We start from the raw sequence: 17,487 nt of genomic DNA, 5'->3' as shown, positions 1-17,487 counted from the left end.
AACACACAATTGACACAGTCATTTTACAGTCACGGAAAACTTTTACTCACTGGAGAATACCTGGTATTAGATAATGCAACCGCACTAGCTATCCCCACCAAAAAAGGACAATCAATGACTGTAATCAATACAGAGAACAGCTTTATTAACTGGAAAAGCTTTGATTCTTCAGACAATATATGGTTTGAAACGGTTTTTGAACTTACAGAAACGGGCATTGCTTCTATCGATAAAGAAAAAATCAGCTCTAACGAACAAAAAACGTTACTTAGCATTTTACAAACTGCCAATCAATTAAACCCTCTATTTTTATCGACTGCACAAGGATATACAGTAACAACACATCTGGAGTTCGAAAGAAACTGGGGACTTGGTTCCTCCTCCACATTAATTAACAACATTGCCCAATGGGCAGGAATTAATGCTTTTGATTTATTGTATCAGAGTTTTGGAGGTAGCGGGTATGATATTGCCTGCGCACAACATGATATTCCTATTTTCTTTAACAGAAACAATAACAAACCTGTTATAACAAGTGCTGTTTTTAACCCTGAATTCCAAGAATCTTTATTTTTTGTTCACCTAAATCAAAAACAAAACAGCAAAGATTCTATAAGACATTATCGTTCTTTATCAATTACAGAAATCACTAAGTTTAAAGAAAAAATAAATACAATTACAGCTAATTTTGAAACCTGTAATACTCTTCCACATTTTCAGGAGTTAATCGATTCACACGAACAGACAATCTCCAGTTTAATCAAAACTCCTACCGTAAAAGAACAGCTATTTCACGATTACAAAGGCAGTATTAAAAGCCTCGGAGGTTGGGGTGGAGATTTTATCTTAGTGACAGGAACATCTGATGACATGAATTATTTTAAAGAAAAAGGCTACCAAACCATTCTTCCATATCGCGAAATGGTTTTTTAAGTTTTTAGACAAAAAAACCTTGATCTGCTAGATCAAGGTTTTTTTAATTGTATATATCTTCTCCCTAATTACAATTCCAATGCCTTGGTAACAGCATTGTCCATTAATAATTCTACCGGGTTTTCCAACGCTTCTTTTACAGCGACCAAGAATCCAACAGACTCTTTTCCGTCAATGATTCTATGATCATACGACAGTGCCACATACATAATAGGTGCTACAACAATCTGACCATCACGAACGATAGGTCTTTCTACAATATTATGCATTCCCAAAATAGCACTTTGAGGGGGGTTAATAATAGGAGTAGAAAGCATACTTCCAAAAACTCCTCCATTGGTAATAGTAAATGTTCCTCCTGTCATCTCATCAACTGTAATCTGTCCATCTCTAGCTCTCAAAGCCAGTCTTTTCACCTCAGATTCTACTCCTCTAAAACTAAGATTTTCTGCATTTCTAATTACAGGAACCATCAGTCCTTTTGGTCCAGATACAGCGATACTGATATCCTGAAAATCATATGACACCATATAATCTCCATCGATCATTGCATTTACAGCAGGATACATTTTAAGCGCTCTTACACATGCTAGAGTAAAGAAAGACATAAATCCTAAACTCACTCCATGCTTTGCTTTAAAAGCTTCTTTATATTCTTTTCTCAGATCAAAAATAGGCTGCATATCCACTTCATTAAATGTAGTCAACATAGCCGTTTCATTCTTTACAGAAACCAAACGTTGTGCTACTTTACGACGAAGCATTGATAGCTTTTTACGTTCTTCTCCACGAGCTCCGGTTCCAGGAGTCCCCATAGAAGGTTTTGCATTTACTGCATCTGCTTTGGTCACTCTACCATCTCTACCGGTACCTGCTACCTGAGAGGCATCAATTCCTTTTTCTGCCAACACTTTCTTTGCTGCAGGAGAAGCAGTTCCTGTAGCGTATGTAGCAGCTGGTTTAGCAGGGGCTTCCTGCTTTTTCTCTTCCTTTTTAGGGGTTTCTTCTTGTACGGCAGCGGTTGTCGTCCCTTCAGGTTTTGCTGCATCCGTATCGATCAGACATACTACCTGACCAACTGCAACAGCGTCACCCTCTTCTGCTTTCAAAGTAATAATTCCACTTGCTTCTGCTGGCAATTCCAATGTTGCCTTGTCACTATCAACCTCAGCAATTGCCTGGTCTTTTTCAACATAATCACCGTCTTCTACAAGCCATTGAGCGATTTCAACCTCTGTAATGGACTCTCCCGGTGAAGGGACTTTCATTTCTAAAGCCATAATTCTGAATTTATCCTTTAAAGTATTCCTGCAAATATGTTTCCTTATTTTATTTTACAGAAATGTGTTTGTTTTTATTAACTATTTCTTTTTTCGCTTCTGATTATCTTTCGTTTTATCAAAAACAAAATCAATAACTTCCCCATGTCTCCTTTTAGATCGGGTAGCACTTCCTGCTGCCGGAGCTCCATATGGACGTCGACTTGCAAATCTAAAACTTTTTGCTTTATCGTAATCCAGTAAAATATGACCTAATGCACCCATATTTCTAGGTTCTTCCTGAGCCCAAACAACATCTTCTGCCTGGTACTTATCTAATACAGCATCCATTTCCTGTGTTGGAAGGGGGAATAATTGTTCTATTCTAACCAGCGCAACATCTTCTCTACCCTGTTCTTCTTTTCTTTCTAACAGGTCATAATAAAACTTACCTGTACAGAAGACTAATGTAGTTACTTTATCTGCTTTTGCATCTGCATCATCAATCAATGGCTGAAAAGCTCCATTAGCAAATTCATCTACAGATGATACTACCTTAGGATGTCTCAATAAACTTTTAGGAGTAAAAACCACCAATGGCTTACGATATCCAGCTTTCATTTGCCTACGTAATAAATGGAACATATTTGCAGGAGTGGTTACATCTGCCACAAACATATTATCCTTGGCACATAGTTGCAGGTAGCGTTCCATACGTGCTGATGAATGCTCTGCTCCTTGCCCTTCGTATCCATGAGGCAATAACATGACCAGTCCATTCTGCATCTTCCATTTATCTTCTGCAGAAGAGATATATTGATCAATCATGATTTGCGCTCCATTACTAAAGTCCCCAAATTGCGCTTCCCAGATCGCTAGTGTCTTAGGACTTGCCATTGCATATCCATAGTCAAATCCCAACACTCCATACTCTGATAATAATGAATTATAAATATAGAAATCTCCCTGATCCCCTTTGAGGTGATTTAACAACAACACCTCTTCTTCACTATCTTCCACTTTTACAACAGCGTGCCTATGAGAGAACGTTCCTCTTTCCACATCTTGCCCTGACATACGAACATCATATCCTTCTTTCAATAAAGACCCATAAGCTAACAGTTCTCCCATTGCCCAATCTAATTGATCTTTTTCAAAGAACATATCATGTCGCTGCTTAATCAAACGCTCTATCTTTCTCAAGAACTTTTTATCCTCTGGTAATCTAGTTATAACTTCTGCAATTTCGGTAAGACCTTCTTTTGAAAAAGAAGTATCTACTACTTCCATCATTCTATCTTCCTGAACTCTATCAAAACCAGCCCATTCATCTTGCATAAATGGAGTAATAATCGTTTTCTCCTGCTTTCTAGAATCTTCTAATTCTTCTTCCAGAGAAGCTTTATATTCTTTTTCCAGTTGTTTCACGTGATCTCCTTCAATCACCCCCTCTTTGATTAGCTTTTCTGCATAAATATCTCTAGGGTTTTTATGCTTTGCAATGGCTTTATACAGTTTGGGTTGTGTAAAACGAGGTTCATCTCCTTCATTATGTCCATATTTTCGATACCCCAGAAGATCGATAAAGACGTCTCTTCCAAAAGTCATCCTAAAATCTAACGCAAAATTCATCGCATGTACTACTGCTTCTGCATCATCTGCATTGACATGCATTACCGGAGACAATGTTATTTTGGCAACATCTGTACAATAGGTAGACGATCTTGCATCCAAGTAGTTTGTCGTAAATCCTATTTGATTATTAACCACCACATGGATGGTCCCTCCAGTTTTATATCCATCTAATTGCGCCATCTGCACAATCTCATAAACCAGTCCCTGCCCTGCAATAGCAGCATCTCCATGTACTACAATAGGGAGCACCTGTGAGATATTATCACTATAATGTTTATCTTGTTTTGCTCTTGTTATCCCCTCTACTACTGCACCAACTGTCTCTAAGTGAGAAGGATTCGGAGCAATATTCATATTAATTGCTTTTCCGGAGGTACTTTTTCGCTTTACTGTCCATCCCAAATGGTATTTTACATCCCCATCAAAGATATCTTCCTCATAATCTTTTCCATCAAACTCACTAAAGATATCTTTAGCACGTTTTCCGAAAATATTAGTCAATGTATTCAGGCGACCTCTGTGCGCCATTCCCATCACAAATTCTTTGACACCGTAATCGGCAGCTTTTTCTACCAAGGCATCCAGTGCCGGAATCAAAGATTCTCCTCCTTCTAATGAAAATCGCTTTTGTCCTACGTATTTCGTATGTAAAAATGTTTCAAAAGAAACAGCTTCATTCAATTTCTTAAGGATTCTTTTTTTCTGATCTACAGAAAACTTTGTCCTGTTGGTATTAAAGTTCACCCGATCCTGAATCCATTCTCTTTCTTTAGGATTACGAATATACATGTACTCTATTCCTACAGAGTCACAATATATATTCTCTAAATGAACAATAATGTTGCTTAAGGTATTGGGACCGATCCCGATGATCTCTCCTGCATTAAATACAGTATTAAGATCACTATGGCTGAGTCCAAAATTCTCTAGCGATAAAGTAGGTGTATACTTTCTCCTGTCTCTTACGGGGTTTGTTTTGGTAAATAAATGCCCTCTCGTTCTATAGCCATCTATTAATCGTACTACCTGAAATTCTTTTTGTACACTTTCGGGAACGGCAACGGTCTCACCCGAATCCTTTTCTACGAAAATGGTTTCTCCTGAGCCATTAGCACTTTCTAGCCCAAAATCGAATCCCTGAAAAAAACTACGCCAACTTGGCTCTACGCTATCGGGGCTTTGTATATACTGATCATACAAATCTGCAAAAAATGCGGTATGAGCCGCATTTAAAAATGAATATTTATCCATATGTAACTATTCAACTCTTCTTTTTTATAGAAAACATGACAAAAGTACAACAATTACACTATATTGAGTATTGAATTATTTATATTTATCTAGTAATTTTTTAGAAATTTAACAATGAATATGATTACTCTCAAAAAAATCTCAATCCTAACGCTGATTTTAACAATAACACTGTCTTTTCATAAAAATTACGCTCAAGAAAAATCTTTTTGGTCTAAAGTACGCTTCGGAGGGCAAATTGGAATTGATTTTCCGAATGATTCGTTTAGTGCTATCATAGCTCCCTCTGCTGTATATGATGTAAATCCGTATGTTAGTCTGGGAACCGGAATTAATTTTGGTTATACAAATGCACGAAATTTTAAAGCAACTAATTATGGTATTAGCCTGATTTCGCTTTTTTACCCTTTAAAAGAACTTCAGATTTCTTCAGAATTTGAATATACCGGAGTAAGTAAAGAATTAGAACTGGACGGAGGAAATATAAAAGAAGACTATTGGTATCCTGCTTTATTCTTAGGTGCCGGATATCGAATAAATGGACTTAGTATCGGCATGCGATATGATGTATTATACAATGAAGATAAAAGTATCTACAGCACCGCCTTTATTCCTTTTGTCAATGTCTATTTTTAACCTCTACACATCTTTAATTGACCATTTATCGGGGAAAAGATTATTTTGTCGGTAATTTCATATTGAATTTATAACAAAACCTTACAAATAAAACTGTTAAACCGTAATTTGTATAAAAATAAATTCGGCAATAAAGATGAAACGATTATTTCTTATTCCATGTATATGTACAACATTATTAATTTCGTGTACAAGTAAAAAAACTGCAACTACTACAGCTGCAACAACAGAAAATACTACCCAGGCTCCAGACACAGAAGTAAACCCTCTCAAAAAGTTTGATCAAAAAGTAAATCAAATAACAGAGCAATACTCGGGAAGTCCGATGAATTCAATCGCCAGATCAGAAATAAAAGAAACACCTTCTGGATATGAATGGAAAGTAATGAATGTAAAATCTGGAAAAAAATACATTATAACTACGGATAAAGATTTTGGATCTGTAGCTATCAAACAAAATAGATAAATTTACCTATTCAGGTAATACATTCCTCGTATTTTTTGCCACTCTCTTTCTATTAATAAAAAGGAAGCATACACTGCTATATCATCTACTACAATCGAGGAAAAGGCTTTAATCTTTTTCTCGGATACATCTACTGCGTATAATAAGTTCAAGAAGGAAGAAAAATCATAATTCATTAAATCCCGCAACAATTCCTTAATCACCCCAAAGAATTGTTCTGGATTCAGCTGTTCAGGAATCTCATAGTCAATTCCTGCTCTAAAAATATCTTTTTGACATTGCGTAACTAATTTTGCAAACAACTGTAGCTTTTCTGCTTCGGAAAAGACATCAGTAATTGCAATTAAGTGAGCGTTTTCAGACATTTCTATTCATTAAATTTTCTCCAAAAGCTCGTAACATAACCTTTCCTTCTTCTGACAGATCCAACTCATCAAGTACGCGAAAAGCCTTCTCTGTATACTTCTTTATTTCTTCTCTTGTCCTTTCTTTTGCTCCTGTACTTTCGAAAAGGTTTTTTACCATTGCCACCTTTTCTGTTGCGTCTTGTGGATGTAACGAGAACAATCCTTCCAATTGTTTCTTCTCATCAGCGGTAGCATGCTCTATTGCCTTGAGATACAAAAAGGTTTTTTTATTCTCTATAATATCCCCTCCCAGCTGTTTTCCAAATGTCTTCGGATCTCCAAAGGCATCCAAAAAGTCATCCTGCAACTGAAAAGCCAACCCTAACAATCTTCCAAAATCATAGACAGCATATTGCTGCTCTGGAGAAGCTCCCACTACTACAGCCCCCATTTGCATCGCAGCTCCAACCAACACCGCTGTTTTATATTCTATCATTTTGATATATTCCGGAATCGTTACATCATCTCTTGTCTCAAAATCTACATCGTACTGTTGCCCTTCACATACTTCGATAGCTGTCTTAGTAAATAACTTCGCCAATGCCTTAAAGGTCTCTCCCTCATAGTTTTCAAATAACTGATATGCATTGATCAACATAGCATCTCCTGATAGAATCCCTGTATTCACATCCCATTTTTCATGTACAGTTTCTTTTCCTCTTCTCAGCGGAGCATCATCCATAATGTCATCATGCACTAATGAAAAATTATGAAATACTTCTATAGCCAGGGCTGCGTCTAATGCTTCTTTGTAAGATCCTCCAAACATTTCTGCCGTCATCAATACTAATACAGGTCGTAATCGCTTCCCTCCAAGATTCAGAATATAAGATATTGGTTCATAAAGACTTTTAGGCTCTTTGTTTATTTGATTCTTTGTTAAATAGGCTAGAAAATATTCTTGATATTCAGAAATAGTATGCACTGTCTATAATTTTTGCGCTAAAGTAAATTAAACTTTTCAAAAAAAACACAGCTTCTTTCTTTTTGTAATTTTCAAGACTCCTATCCGATATCAAAATTAGCTGATGTTAAAAAAATGTAAAACTTAGGAAACTTTTTATGTTTTTAAAGTTTCCTCACCTACATTTGCAACTGTATTGAATTACTCAAAAGAGAGCGTAAACTTCCATACAGCATTACGATACTTATTACTGAGTGAATACACATAAAAAATATCAACCACTAAAAAACAATGAAAATCTTTAACTAATACTCCTGCTACCCCCCTTATAACATTAACAATACGGATGAAAGAAAAAATTATAGAAGTAGCAAAAGAATTGTTTCTGAATTTTGGTTTTAAAAGTGTTACCATGGATGATCTGGCATCAGAAATGGGAATTTCTAAAAAAACCATTTACGCCCATTTTCCCAACAAAACAAAATTAGTAGAAGCTACCACTAGCTATATTTTTGATCAGATTTGCGCTGGTATAGACTCGATTATAGAAGAAAATCACGAACCGATTGAAGAGTTATATCATATCAAAAGTTTTATCATGCAACATCTAAAAAATGAAAAGACCTCCCCACAATATCAATTACAGAAATATTACCCTAAACTATATACGCAATTAAAATCAAAACAATTCGATGTCACAAAGGATTGTGTAGCTGAGAATATTACAAGAGGGATAGAAAAAGGGGTATACAGAAGTAATATCGACCCTGAAATAATATCCAGGCTATACTTCACTTGTGTTATTGGAATTAAGGATCAGCATATGTTTCCTACGGAAATATTTAGCATTCCTGAATTAATGGAAAATTATTTGGAATACCACATCAGAGGGATCGCCTCTAAAAAAGGATTAGAAATATTAAACAATCTCATAAAAGATCAACAAAAATGAAAAACACTCTATGGTTATTAGGTTTCGGTTGGTTATTTACACTGATGCTATCAGCACAGCCATCAACCACCGGATCTTCATACTCTTTTACCTTGGATGAAGCTATAGAATATGCTTTGGAAAACAACTATCAGTCTATCAATGCCAGAAGAGAGGTTGCGAAAGCGATAAAAAAGAAATGGGAAACAACGGCAACCGGTCTGCCACAGATCAATGCAAATGTAGATTATCAAAATCGGTTAAAACAACCCGTAAGCTTACTACCCGGGGAAGTAGTAGGTGGGGAACCCGGAACCTTTGTTCCTGTAGTATTTGGTACAGAACAACAATTAGGATTAACAGCCACCTTATCTCAATTAATCTTTGATGGTTCATATCTAGTAGGTCTTCAGGCTGCTAAAACATTTCTAAATTACACGCACAATCTGGAAGAAAAAGCAAAACTAGAAATCAGAAAAGGAGTTATAAATGCGTATGGCAGTGTTTTATTAGCTAACGAAAGTGTGTTAATACTAAAAAACAATAAAGAAGCGCTTGAAAAAAACCTTCATGAAACCTTGAAAATTTTTGAAAATGGTCTGGCAGAAGAAGAAGATGTTGAGCAATTACAAATTACCTTGGCTCAGATCACAAATCAGTTAAGTAATGCAGATCGTCTGGCTAAAATCGCTTTGGAAATGCTCAATTTATCTCTGGGAATAGATATCAATTCTAATGTTACGCTAACTGACGATTTAGAAAGTCTAGTAATGCAGAATATCGATATCAATTTCACAAAACAGGCATTCAACATAGAAAACAATATAGATTATAAAATCGCTTATACATTTACGGAGCAAAGACACCTGGAGCTAAAGTTAGAAAAGAGTAGAGCCTTACCTTCTATTAATGCTTTTGTTAACTACGGGACCATTGCCTACGATAATGAATTTGTATTTTTTGACAGTGATACCAGGTGGTTTCAGTCCTCCATTCTGGGAGTAGGAATTAACATTCCTATTTTTAGTTCATTAGGAAGAAGTGCTAAGACCCAGCAGGCGCGAATTGCTCTAGATCAAGCCAACACAGAGTTTCTCGAAACTCAGCAAAAAATTAACCTGGAACTCAACCGGGCAAAAAGTGATTATCAATTTGCTATCGAAAATTACGAAACATCAAAAAAGAACCTAACTCTGGCAGAAAGGATCGAAAAGAAAAATCAAATTAAATATTCTGAAGGACTGGCAACCAGCTTTGAATTCAGGCAAGCACAATTGCAGCTATACTCTTCCCAGCAAGAAGTACTACAAGCCATGTTAGATATTATTAATAAAAGAGCTGCATTAGAAATCATATTAAACATCCCTAACCAATAACATACAACACATGAAAAAGATATTAACATTATCAACTGTATTCTTACTGATTCTTTCTTGTGGACAAAAAGGAAATAAATCAATTGATTCCGTCATAGAAGGAGGTAATCTCGATGCTATCCGAGAGAAGAGAAAAGAAATTACCGCTGAGCAATTAGCAATCAATGAAAAATTAAAAAAACTAGATGAGGCAATTTCCAAACTAGATACCTCTAAAAAAGTACCATTGGTTACCACCATAACTGCAAAAGACACTTTGTTTAATCATTACCTGGAGTTACAAGGTCATGTAGAAACCAAGCAAAACATTGTACTGTATCCCGAAACTTCTGGTACATTGACACGTATTTATGTTAAAGAAGGACAATGGGTAAGCAAAGGTCAGGTACTGGCCAGAATTGATGACGGAGGGTTAGGACAGCAATTAGCCCAAGCAGAAGTGCAATCGCAATTAGCAAAAACTACCTATGATCGTCAAAAAAGATTATGGGATCAGAAAATTGGTTCGGAAATACAGTATCTGCAAGCCAAAGCTACTTATGAATCACAACAAAATGCTGTAAATCAAATCAAGAGAATGTTAGCCAAAACTACGATTAATGCGCCTTTTTCTGGGATTGTAGACGATGTGATTACAGAACAGGGAAGTGTTGCCGTTCCTGGACAAACTGCTGTACTACGTATTGTAAATCTAAAAAACATGTATATCGAAACAGAAGTACCTGAGTCTCATATCACCAATATCACCAAGGGAAAAGATGTACAGGTATACTTCCCGGTAACCGGACAGACAATCAATACTAAGATACGACAAGTAGGAAACTATATTAACCCGAGTAACAGATCCTTCTCGATAGAAGTAGAAGTACCTAATAAAGATGGATTAATCAAACCAAACCTTACTGCCAAAGTAAAAATTAATGATTATACGAATCCGAAAGCAATCCTAATTCCGCAAAGCATTATTTCGGAAAATGCAGATGGAGATCAGTACACCTATGTTACCTCTGAAAAAAATGCAGAGAACATTGCCATTGCTCAAAAGGTAATCATTAAAACAGGAAAAACAGAAGGAGATTACATCGAAATCCTTGAAGGAATCACTGCTGGAAATTCTATTATAAAGGAAGGAGCAAGAAGTGTTAAGAACGGTCAGGAAGTAAAAATAATAAACTAAGGCCCTATGCAAAACAATCAAAAAAAAGTAGATAAAGAATTTGGGTTATCGTCCTGGGCAATAGACAATAAAACAACCATCTATGTGATGATGGGAATTTTTCTTGTCCTGGGGCTTTCAGCCTACTTCGGGATGCCCAGAGAAAACTTTCCCGAAATTAATGAGACCAAAATATATATCAGTGTTCCTTATCCGGGAAACACCTCTGAAGATATAGAACGATTAATTGTCGACCCGCTGGAAGACAAACTAAAAAACGTAAGTAATGTCGTAGAGATTTTATCTACCTCTCAGGAAGACTATGCGATCATTACTGTAGAATTTGACGAAGATATTAGCGTTCCTGAGGCCAAGCAAAAGGTAAAAGACGAAGTAGATTCGGAAAAAGCCAATGAAGATTGGCCTACTTTTAACGGAGCTAAAGTAGAACCAAATGTCTTCGATCTCAGTATATCTGAGGAAACCCCTATAATGAACATAAATATTACGGGAGATTACCCGGTAGAAAAACTCAAAGAATATGCTGAATATTTAGAGGATGAAATTGAAGATCTCCCGGAAATTAAAAAAGTTGACATTAGAGGTGCACAGGAAAAAGAAGTAGAAGTCGCCGTTGACATCTACAAAATGATGGCTGCGCAAGTAAGTTTTGATGATGTTATCAATACGATCAGAAATGGTAACCTAACCATGTCGGCAGGAAATATGATCAGCAGTGGTCAACGTAGAACCATCCGAATTTTAGGAGAAATTGTCAATCCGGATGATCTGGATAACTTCGTAGTGAAGTCCAATAATGGTGCGGTATACCTACGGGACATTGCTCAGGTATCTTTTAAGGAAGAAGAAAAGACTACCTATGCCAGAGAATTCGGAGAAAGCGTAGTAATGCTTGATGTCAAAAAACGTTCTGGAAAAAACATGGTAGAAGCTGTGGAAAAAATCACCAAAATACTGAGCACCGCTAAAGAAGATGTTTTCCCTAACGATCTGAATATCACAGTAGCCAATGATCAATCTGCCAAAACAATTAATCAGGTAAACGATTTGGTAAACAATATCATATTCGGAATCATTCTGGTCGTTGGAGTATTAATGTTTTTCTTAGGATTTAGAAATGCACTCTTTGTAGGGTTTGCTATCCCAATGTCTATGTTTATGTCCTTTATGATTTTATCAGCCTTAGGATACACAATGAACACTATGATTCTCTTTGCACTTATTATGGGACTGGGAATGCTGGTAGACAACGGTATCGTAGTAGTAGAAAATGTATATCGCCTAATGGAAGAAGAAGGGATGTCCAGAATTGAAGCTGCTAAAAAAGGAATTGGAGAGATTGCTTTTCCAATTATTATTTCTACCGCAACTACTGTTGCTGCTTTTGTTCCTCTGGGAATGTGGCCTGGTGTAATGGGACAATTTATGATCTATTTTCCTATTACCCTCTCCGTAGTATTAGGCTCTTCATTATTTGTTGCAATCTTTATCAACTCTATGCTGGTATCACAGTTTATGGAAATTGGAGAAAAAGTACTTTCCACGAAACAACTTATTCGATTAAGTATCATTCTTGTTGGAACAGGAACTCTTATCCTGTTCATAGGAGGAGATGTTCGCGCTCTGGGTACCTTAATGATATTTACCGCCATTATGTTTTGGGTATATAAGTATTTCCTTAAAAAAATGGCCAATGTTTTCCAACGAAAAACACTGGTTTGGGTCGAAAACCTCTACCAACGTTTTCTTACATTCGCCTTAAAAGGGTGGAGAGCGTATGCTTTTGTCGTCGGTACATTTGCACTTCTATTTATTGTATTTGCCATGTTTGGTGCATCCATTGGTAGCCAACGAACAAAAGTTGAATTTTTCCCGGATAACAAACCGAATCAAATCATGGTATATATCGAATATCCGCAAGGAACCGATATCGAAAAAACAAACCGAATCACCAAAGAAATTGAACAACGGGTATATGCTGTTCTTAACAACAAAGAATACATAGAAGGAGCTGATTATAATTTCCTGGTGGAATCTGCTGTATCTCAAGTAGGAGAAGGGGCCGGTAATCCACAAACAGACGGAGGAAGTAATGCCGAAATGCCTCATAAAGGTAAGATTACTGCTACCATGAGAGAGTACAAGTATAGAAATGGGAAAGATTCAGAAGCGCTTCGTCAAAAAGTACAAGATGCCTTAAAAGGAATATATCCGGGAGTCGCTATCTCTGTAGAAAAAGATCCAGTAGGTCCTCCTGTTGGATATCCGATCAATATAGAGATCGAAGGACCTGACTATAATGAATTAGTTAACGTCGCAGAAGAAATGCGTAACTTCATCAATACTAAAAATATCCCTGGAATTGAAGAATTAAAGATCGATGTAAACAAAGGAAAGCCGGCAATGCAGGTAGTGGTTAATCGTGAAAAAGCCGGAGAATTACAAGTTGCAGCCGGACAAGTAGGAAATCAGTTAAGACGCTCTATCTTTGGAGAAAAAGCAGGAGTATATAAAAAAGACGGAGAAGACTACGATATCTACGTTCGTTTTAATAAAGAGAATAGATATAACACTAGTGCTCTGTTTAATCAATCAGTTACTTTTAGAGATCCAAATTCGGGAAGAATTATAGAAGTGCCGGTTTCTGCGGTAGCCTCTCAGCGTAATACCTCTTCTTTTAGTGCGATCAAACACAAAGATGCGAAACGAGTAGTAACCGTATATTCCGGACTACAACCCGGATATACAGATGCAGGAGCTATTGTTTCTCAAATTCAGAATGAAATGGCGAATTTCACGACGCTTCCTAAAGGAGTGAAAATCGACTACACCGGTCAAATTGAAGAACAGAACAAACAAATGTCTTTCCTGATGGGAGCCTTTTTTGCAGGATTAGGATTGATTATGCTTTTATTAGTATTCCAGTTTAGTTCTATTTCCAAGCCTACTATTATTATGATTGCGATTTTCCTTAGTTTTATTGGAGTATTCGGAGGAATTCTAATTACCGGAGCCTCTTTCGTTATTATGATGACCATGATGGGAATCATATCACTGGCAGGAATTGTAGTTAATAATGGAGTTGTATTGCTTGATTATACCCAATTACTGATCGATCGTAAAAAAGTGGAGCTCAACCTCAAAGAAGACGAAGTACTTCCTAATGAAGAAGTATTGAAACTTATTGTCAAAGGAGGAAAAGCTCGTCTACGTCCTGTATTACTTACGGCAATTACTACCGTATTAGGTCTAATCCCTCTGGCAATTGGATTTAACATCGATTTCTTCTCCTTGTTTAATGAATTTAATCCTAAGATATACTTAGGAGGAGACAATGTTATTTTCTGGGGACCTCTGGCATGGGCCGTAATCTATGGATTAATTATTGCCACTTTCTTAACACTGATTATTGTTCCTTCATTATTCTTTATTGTCAATCGTATCAAAGTACGATTTGGTAAAAAGAAAGTAGCGGCAGTTCCCGCTGTAACTTCATAAAAGAAGGAGCTTATTCATATACAAAACCTCCTGCTAAAAATTTAGCAGGAGGTTTTTTTATCTAATATCGGAAATCCTCTAGTTTTTTAACAATGAGATTGCTCGTTCTATCGCACTATCTTTTTCATTAGTGAAATCATCGTTCGAGAATAATGGAATTCTATTCTCCTCATCTGGACCAACACCAATTGCTTCATAAACCTTTCCATTAGCATCACTATACACTTCGTTAGATAATGCTACTGAGGCTCCATTTGGTAACCTGTGGACTAAAATGTCTGAAAAAACTCCATTTGTATTATCACCAACTAAGGTTACATAGGGTAAATCTTTCATACAAAGTGTAAAAACCTCTGCTGCACTGGCTGTCAAAGGACTTGTTAATAACACTATATCCTCTGTAAACTGAAAATCACCTTTGGGTGCCATCGATACTGATGCACTTTTTGTAAAACTGTCTCCTAATTTTGCTTTTTTAGAAAATGCCAGTCGTTCATGATCTAAAAATCGAGAAGCTATATTCACAGAAGCCATATCATATCCTCCCCCATTAAAACGAACATCAATTATTAATTTTGAAACAGCTGCATCTTTAAGGTCACTCATCATTTTGTTTAATACTGAATTCAACACATCCATTTCACTTTTTGCGTCAGTGCTATATCCTTCCATCCCCAAAATATTAATATATGCAATATCATTACCAATCATCCCCCATACTATCTTTCCTTTTTCATCAGTTTTAAGCTCATTATTTAAGTACTTTGTAGCTATAGTTTGTAATTTCTGATTATAAAGTGCGTTATAAACTTCTTCGGATTGGATAATTAAATCTCCACTTAAACTGGAGTTTAATCTAGAAATCAAATCAGGAGAGCCTGCATTAATATCAATATTATTAGCTTCAACATCAATCCCTACATGTCCATCCTTTAATAGAAAAACTAATTCTTCTAGAATATTATAAAAATTTTCTGAGGTCACTTGTTCTCTTAGGTTCTTGTATTGCGACCAGTTCACATTTCTTGTTTCAAAAAAAGCATAATAGTCATTAAAAATAGTCCAAAAATGATCAAAATTAATCTTTGGATCTTTGGTATTAGCAAGCCGATCAGGGAGGCAAAATTCATTTTGAGTTGACAACCTCTTAAACTCAATATCAGATGCACTAAGTGCTGCAACTCCTATCAATTTGTCTGGACTAGCTAAATTTAGTGGTATCCCCCAAGATTCTTCTGGCACAAAATTCTTTTCTATAACAGTACATCCAATAGAGTTTATACCATATAACACTTTTGTTGTGTCCGTAATCTTTATAACATATCCTTTATCTTCGGCTAACCAAAAGCCATTTATAGGTTTTTCTGGTTCAGGCTGAGGTCGATCATCATCAGATTGACAAGCTGTAAACAAAATCGCTGATACGATTAAAAAACATCTTTTTAAATTTTTAATCCTATGACGTGTATTCATATTAATCTACGTTTTTAAAAGTTACATTTCATTGACAAATAAAAAACTTATCGGTTGCATGAAAAACGATCGAAGCGAGGTCCTCGAAAACATCAATTTACAAATAGACCGATATGTAATTAGTTATAGCCAAAACTAGGTAGGACTTATAAAACCGATGTCCGATATTATTAAAATTTAAGAATTCGAAACCTTTTTATTTTCTAAACATAAGCTAATGAAGTACCAATACGGTTATTTTTTTGAGTAAAATTACAGTCATGAATTTAAGTGCTATAGCAAAGAAGAAATACGCTATTAACCTGACAGCAAATTATTTTGGCTTTATTATTCTGGAGCTCAAACAAAAGTGTCTTCTAGGGATTTTGTTGTTAGTTCAACAAAAATGTTAATTGATTCTGAGACTTTGAGTTATTATGTAGCCGAAACATTATTTTTATAGAATCGTTTAACTATTCTTTTTTCTAAATATGATTAAAATTCAAGAAACATCCAGCCTTCATTCGATACATAAAAAAGAAATTTATCAGTTATGGAACAAAGAATACCCTAAGCAATTAGCCTATGCTGATATGTCTGATTTTGATACATATCTCAATTCCCTTATTGACCCTATATACAGGTTACTTATCGATAAGGATCGAATAAAAGGATGGTATACTGATTTCATTCGAGAGGAAAAAAGATGGTTTGTCATGATTATTGACACCTCTCTTCATGGGAAGGGATATGGTCGTAAATTACTACAATTAGCCCAAAACAACAGGTTGGAGTTAAACGGGTGGGCTATTGATCATGATGAGGACAAAAAACAGGATGGTAGTCCATATCGTTCTCCCATCACTTTTTATCAAAAAAACGGATTTATAGTTATCCCTAATATACGTTTGAGATCTGATCTTATCAACGCTGTTAAAGTTCAATGGAAAAACGAAGAGGATGTATCAGGACCTCCTCTTCGCACAACAACACAAGCATTATAGCCAATCTGGCTTTGGGATTCCAGTAGCATCCCCCCAAGCTCTTCGCAATTGCGCTTCCGCCCATTTGTTGCTACTATCCGGTTTCCCTATATTGATCGATTTATCTCCTTTACGAATATTGTAATTTCCATTGGTTAGTTTTACTAAAGACCCTCCCTGATCTTCTACATATTCCTGCAAATCACTTTTCTTTACTTTTGACATACACATTCTTTTTTAAAGATTCTACTTTTATAATGATCAATCATATCCATTTCTTAATTTCAAATTTCACGGAAAAATCTCCTGTCGATTTATAATTTGATATACGCTATATGATCTTCAGTAACCAACAAGAATCAGCAGCTGCCTGATCAAATGATTCTCTCTTGCTTACACTACAAATTTGTATAAGAAATCCCATCAAGGAAACAGGCAATGACAGCAACCTACATATTTAAGTCATGAACAACAATACAAGATGTATGAACTATAAAAAAACAACTTCTTTTTTCCTCAAAAAACTGATCATTAATAAATTCCTACTTCCTTATTTATAAAAAAGCAAGATCATTCCTC

General features: G+C 35.9%; 14 protein-coding genes. 8 read left to right on the top strand and 6 right to left on the bottom strand.

All coding sequences use genetic code 11. The annotated features are described in order from the left end of the window. The first annotated feature begins 9 nt into the window (after window positions 1-9). Window positions 10-933 (top strand): GYDIA family GHMP kinase, encoded by a 924-nt coding sequence (locus ACFSTE_RS07330; RefSeq protein ID WP_378257324.1) that lies wholly within the window; start codon window positions 10-12, stop codon window positions 931-933. A 68-nt stretch (window positions 934-1,001) separates the two neighbouring features. Here ACFSTE_RS07330 and odhB read toward each other — a convergent pair whose 3' ends face one another. Continuing rightward, window positions 1,002-2,213: a 2-oxoglutarate dehydrogenase complex dihydrolipoyllysine-residue succinyltransferase gene (odhB, locus tag ACFSTE_RS07325; protein WP_176028557.1), complete on the bottom strand. Its 1,212-nt coding sequence runs from the start codon at window positions 2,211-2,213 to the stop codon at window positions 1,002-1,004. Between the two features lie 81 nt (window positions 2,214-2,294). Next, a complete protein-coding gene (locus tag ACFSTE_RS07320; RefSeq protein WP_176028556.1) occupies window positions 2,295-5,078 on the bottom strand; it encodes a 2-oxoglutarate dehydrogenase E1 component in 2,784 nt (927 codons plus the stop codon). A 114-nt stretch (window positions 5,079-5,192) separates the two neighbouring features. Here ACFSTE_RS07320 and ACFSTE_RS07315 point away from each other — a divergent pair, with 114 nt between their 5' ends. Continuing rightward, window positions 5,193-5,714: a hypothetical protein gene (locus ACFSTE_RS07315; RefSeq protein ID WP_254884120.1), complete on the top strand. Its 522-nt coding sequence runs from the start codon at window positions 5,193-5,195 to the stop codon at window positions 5,712-5,714. Between the two features lie 136 nt (window positions 5,715-5,850). Then, window positions 5,851-6,180 (top strand): hypothetical protein, encoded by a 330-nt coding sequence (locus ACFSTE_RS07310; protein WP_378257327.1) that lies wholly within the window; start codon window positions 5,851-5,853, stop codon window positions 6,178-6,180. A gap of 2 nt (window positions 6,181-6,182) precedes the next feature. Here the strand turns inward: ACFSTE_RS07310 and ACFSTE_RS07305 are convergent, their stop codons facing one another. Continuing rightward, window positions 6,183-6,545 carry a hypothetical protein gene (locus ACFSTE_RS07305; RefSeq protein ID WP_378257329.1) on the bottom strand — a complete coding sequence of 121 codons (363 nt, stop codon included), beginning with the start codon at window positions 6,543-6,545 and terminating at the stop codon, window positions 6,183-6,185. Continuing rightward, window positions 6,538-7,512 (bottom strand): polyprenyl synthetase family protein, encoded by a 975-nt coding sequence (locus tag ACFSTE_RS07300; protein ID WP_378257331.1) that lies wholly within the window; start codon window positions 7,510-7,512, stop codon window positions 6,538-6,540. The genes ACFSTE_RS07305 and ACFSTE_RS07300 overlap by 8 nt, the downstream gene beginning before the upstream one ends. 325 nt (window positions 7,513-7,837) lie before the next feature. On the opposite strand from ACFSTE_RS07300, the gene ACFSTE_RS07295 reads away from it, so the two are divergent. The 4 genes from ACFSTE_RS07295 to ACFSTE_RS07280 are packed head-to-tail and all read left to right on the top strand — an operon-like array spanning window position 7,838 to window position 14,473. Continuing rightward, entirely contained in the window at window positions 7,838-8,443 is a 606-nt protein-coding gene (locus ACFSTE_RS07295) for a TetR/AcrR family transcriptional regulator (protein WP_176028552.1), read from the top strand. Continuing rightward, entirely contained in the window at window positions 8,440-9,798 is a 1,359-nt protein-coding gene (locus ACFSTE_RS07290; protein ID WP_176028551.1) for a TolC family protein, read from the top strand. The genes ACFSTE_RS07295 and ACFSTE_RS07290 overlap by 4 nt, the downstream gene beginning before the upstream one ends. A 10-nt stretch (window positions 9,799-9,808) precedes the next feature. Then, a complete protein-coding gene (locus ACFSTE_RS07285) occupies window positions 9,809-10,975 on the top strand; it encodes an efflux RND transporter periplasmic adaptor subunit (RefSeq protein WP_176028550.1) in 1,167 nt (388 codons plus the stop codon). A 6-nt stretch (window positions 10,976-10,981) separates the two neighbouring features. Next, complete coding sequence (locus ACFSTE_RS07280) at window positions 10,982-14,473, top strand: efflux RND transporter permease subunit (protein ID WP_378257334.1); 3,492 nt, start codon at window positions 10,982-10,984, stop codon at window positions 14,471-14,473. Window positions 14,474-14,551: 78 nt separating this feature from the next. Here the strand turns inward: ACFSTE_RS07280 and ACFSTE_RS07275 are convergent, their stop codons facing one another. Then, complete coding sequence (locus tag ACFSTE_RS07275; RefSeq protein ID WP_378257336.1) at window positions 14,552-15,946, bottom strand: S41 family peptidase; 1,395 nt, start codon at window positions 15,944-15,946, stop codon at window positions 14,552-14,554. Between the two features lie 470 nt (window positions 15,947-16,416). Between ACFSTE_RS07275 and ACFSTE_RS07270 the strand changes: the two genes are divergently transcribed. Then, window positions 16,417-16,929, top strand: coding sequence for a GNAT family N-acetyltransferase (locus ACFSTE_RS07270; RefSeq protein ID WP_176028547.1), 513 nt, complete (start codon window positions 16,417-16,419; stop codon window positions 16,927-16,929). Here ACFSTE_RS07270 and ACFSTE_RS07265 read toward each other — a convergent pair. Then, complete coding sequence (locus ACFSTE_RS07265; RefSeq protein ID WP_176028546.1) at window positions 16,924-17,133, bottom strand: hypothetical protein; 210 nt, start codon at window positions 17,131-17,133, stop codon at window positions 16,924-16,926. The genes ACFSTE_RS07270 and ACFSTE_RS07265 overlap by 6 nt on opposite strands. Window positions 17,134-17,487: the final 354 nt, after the last annotated feature.

It is taken from the genome of Aquimarina hainanensis (genome assembly GCF_042684685.1).
GTDB lineage: Bacteria > Bacteroidota > Bacteroidia > Flavobacteriales > Flavobacteriaceae > Aquimarina > Aquimarina hainanensis.
This window is presented reverse-complemented; position numbering and strand designations above follow the sequence as displayed.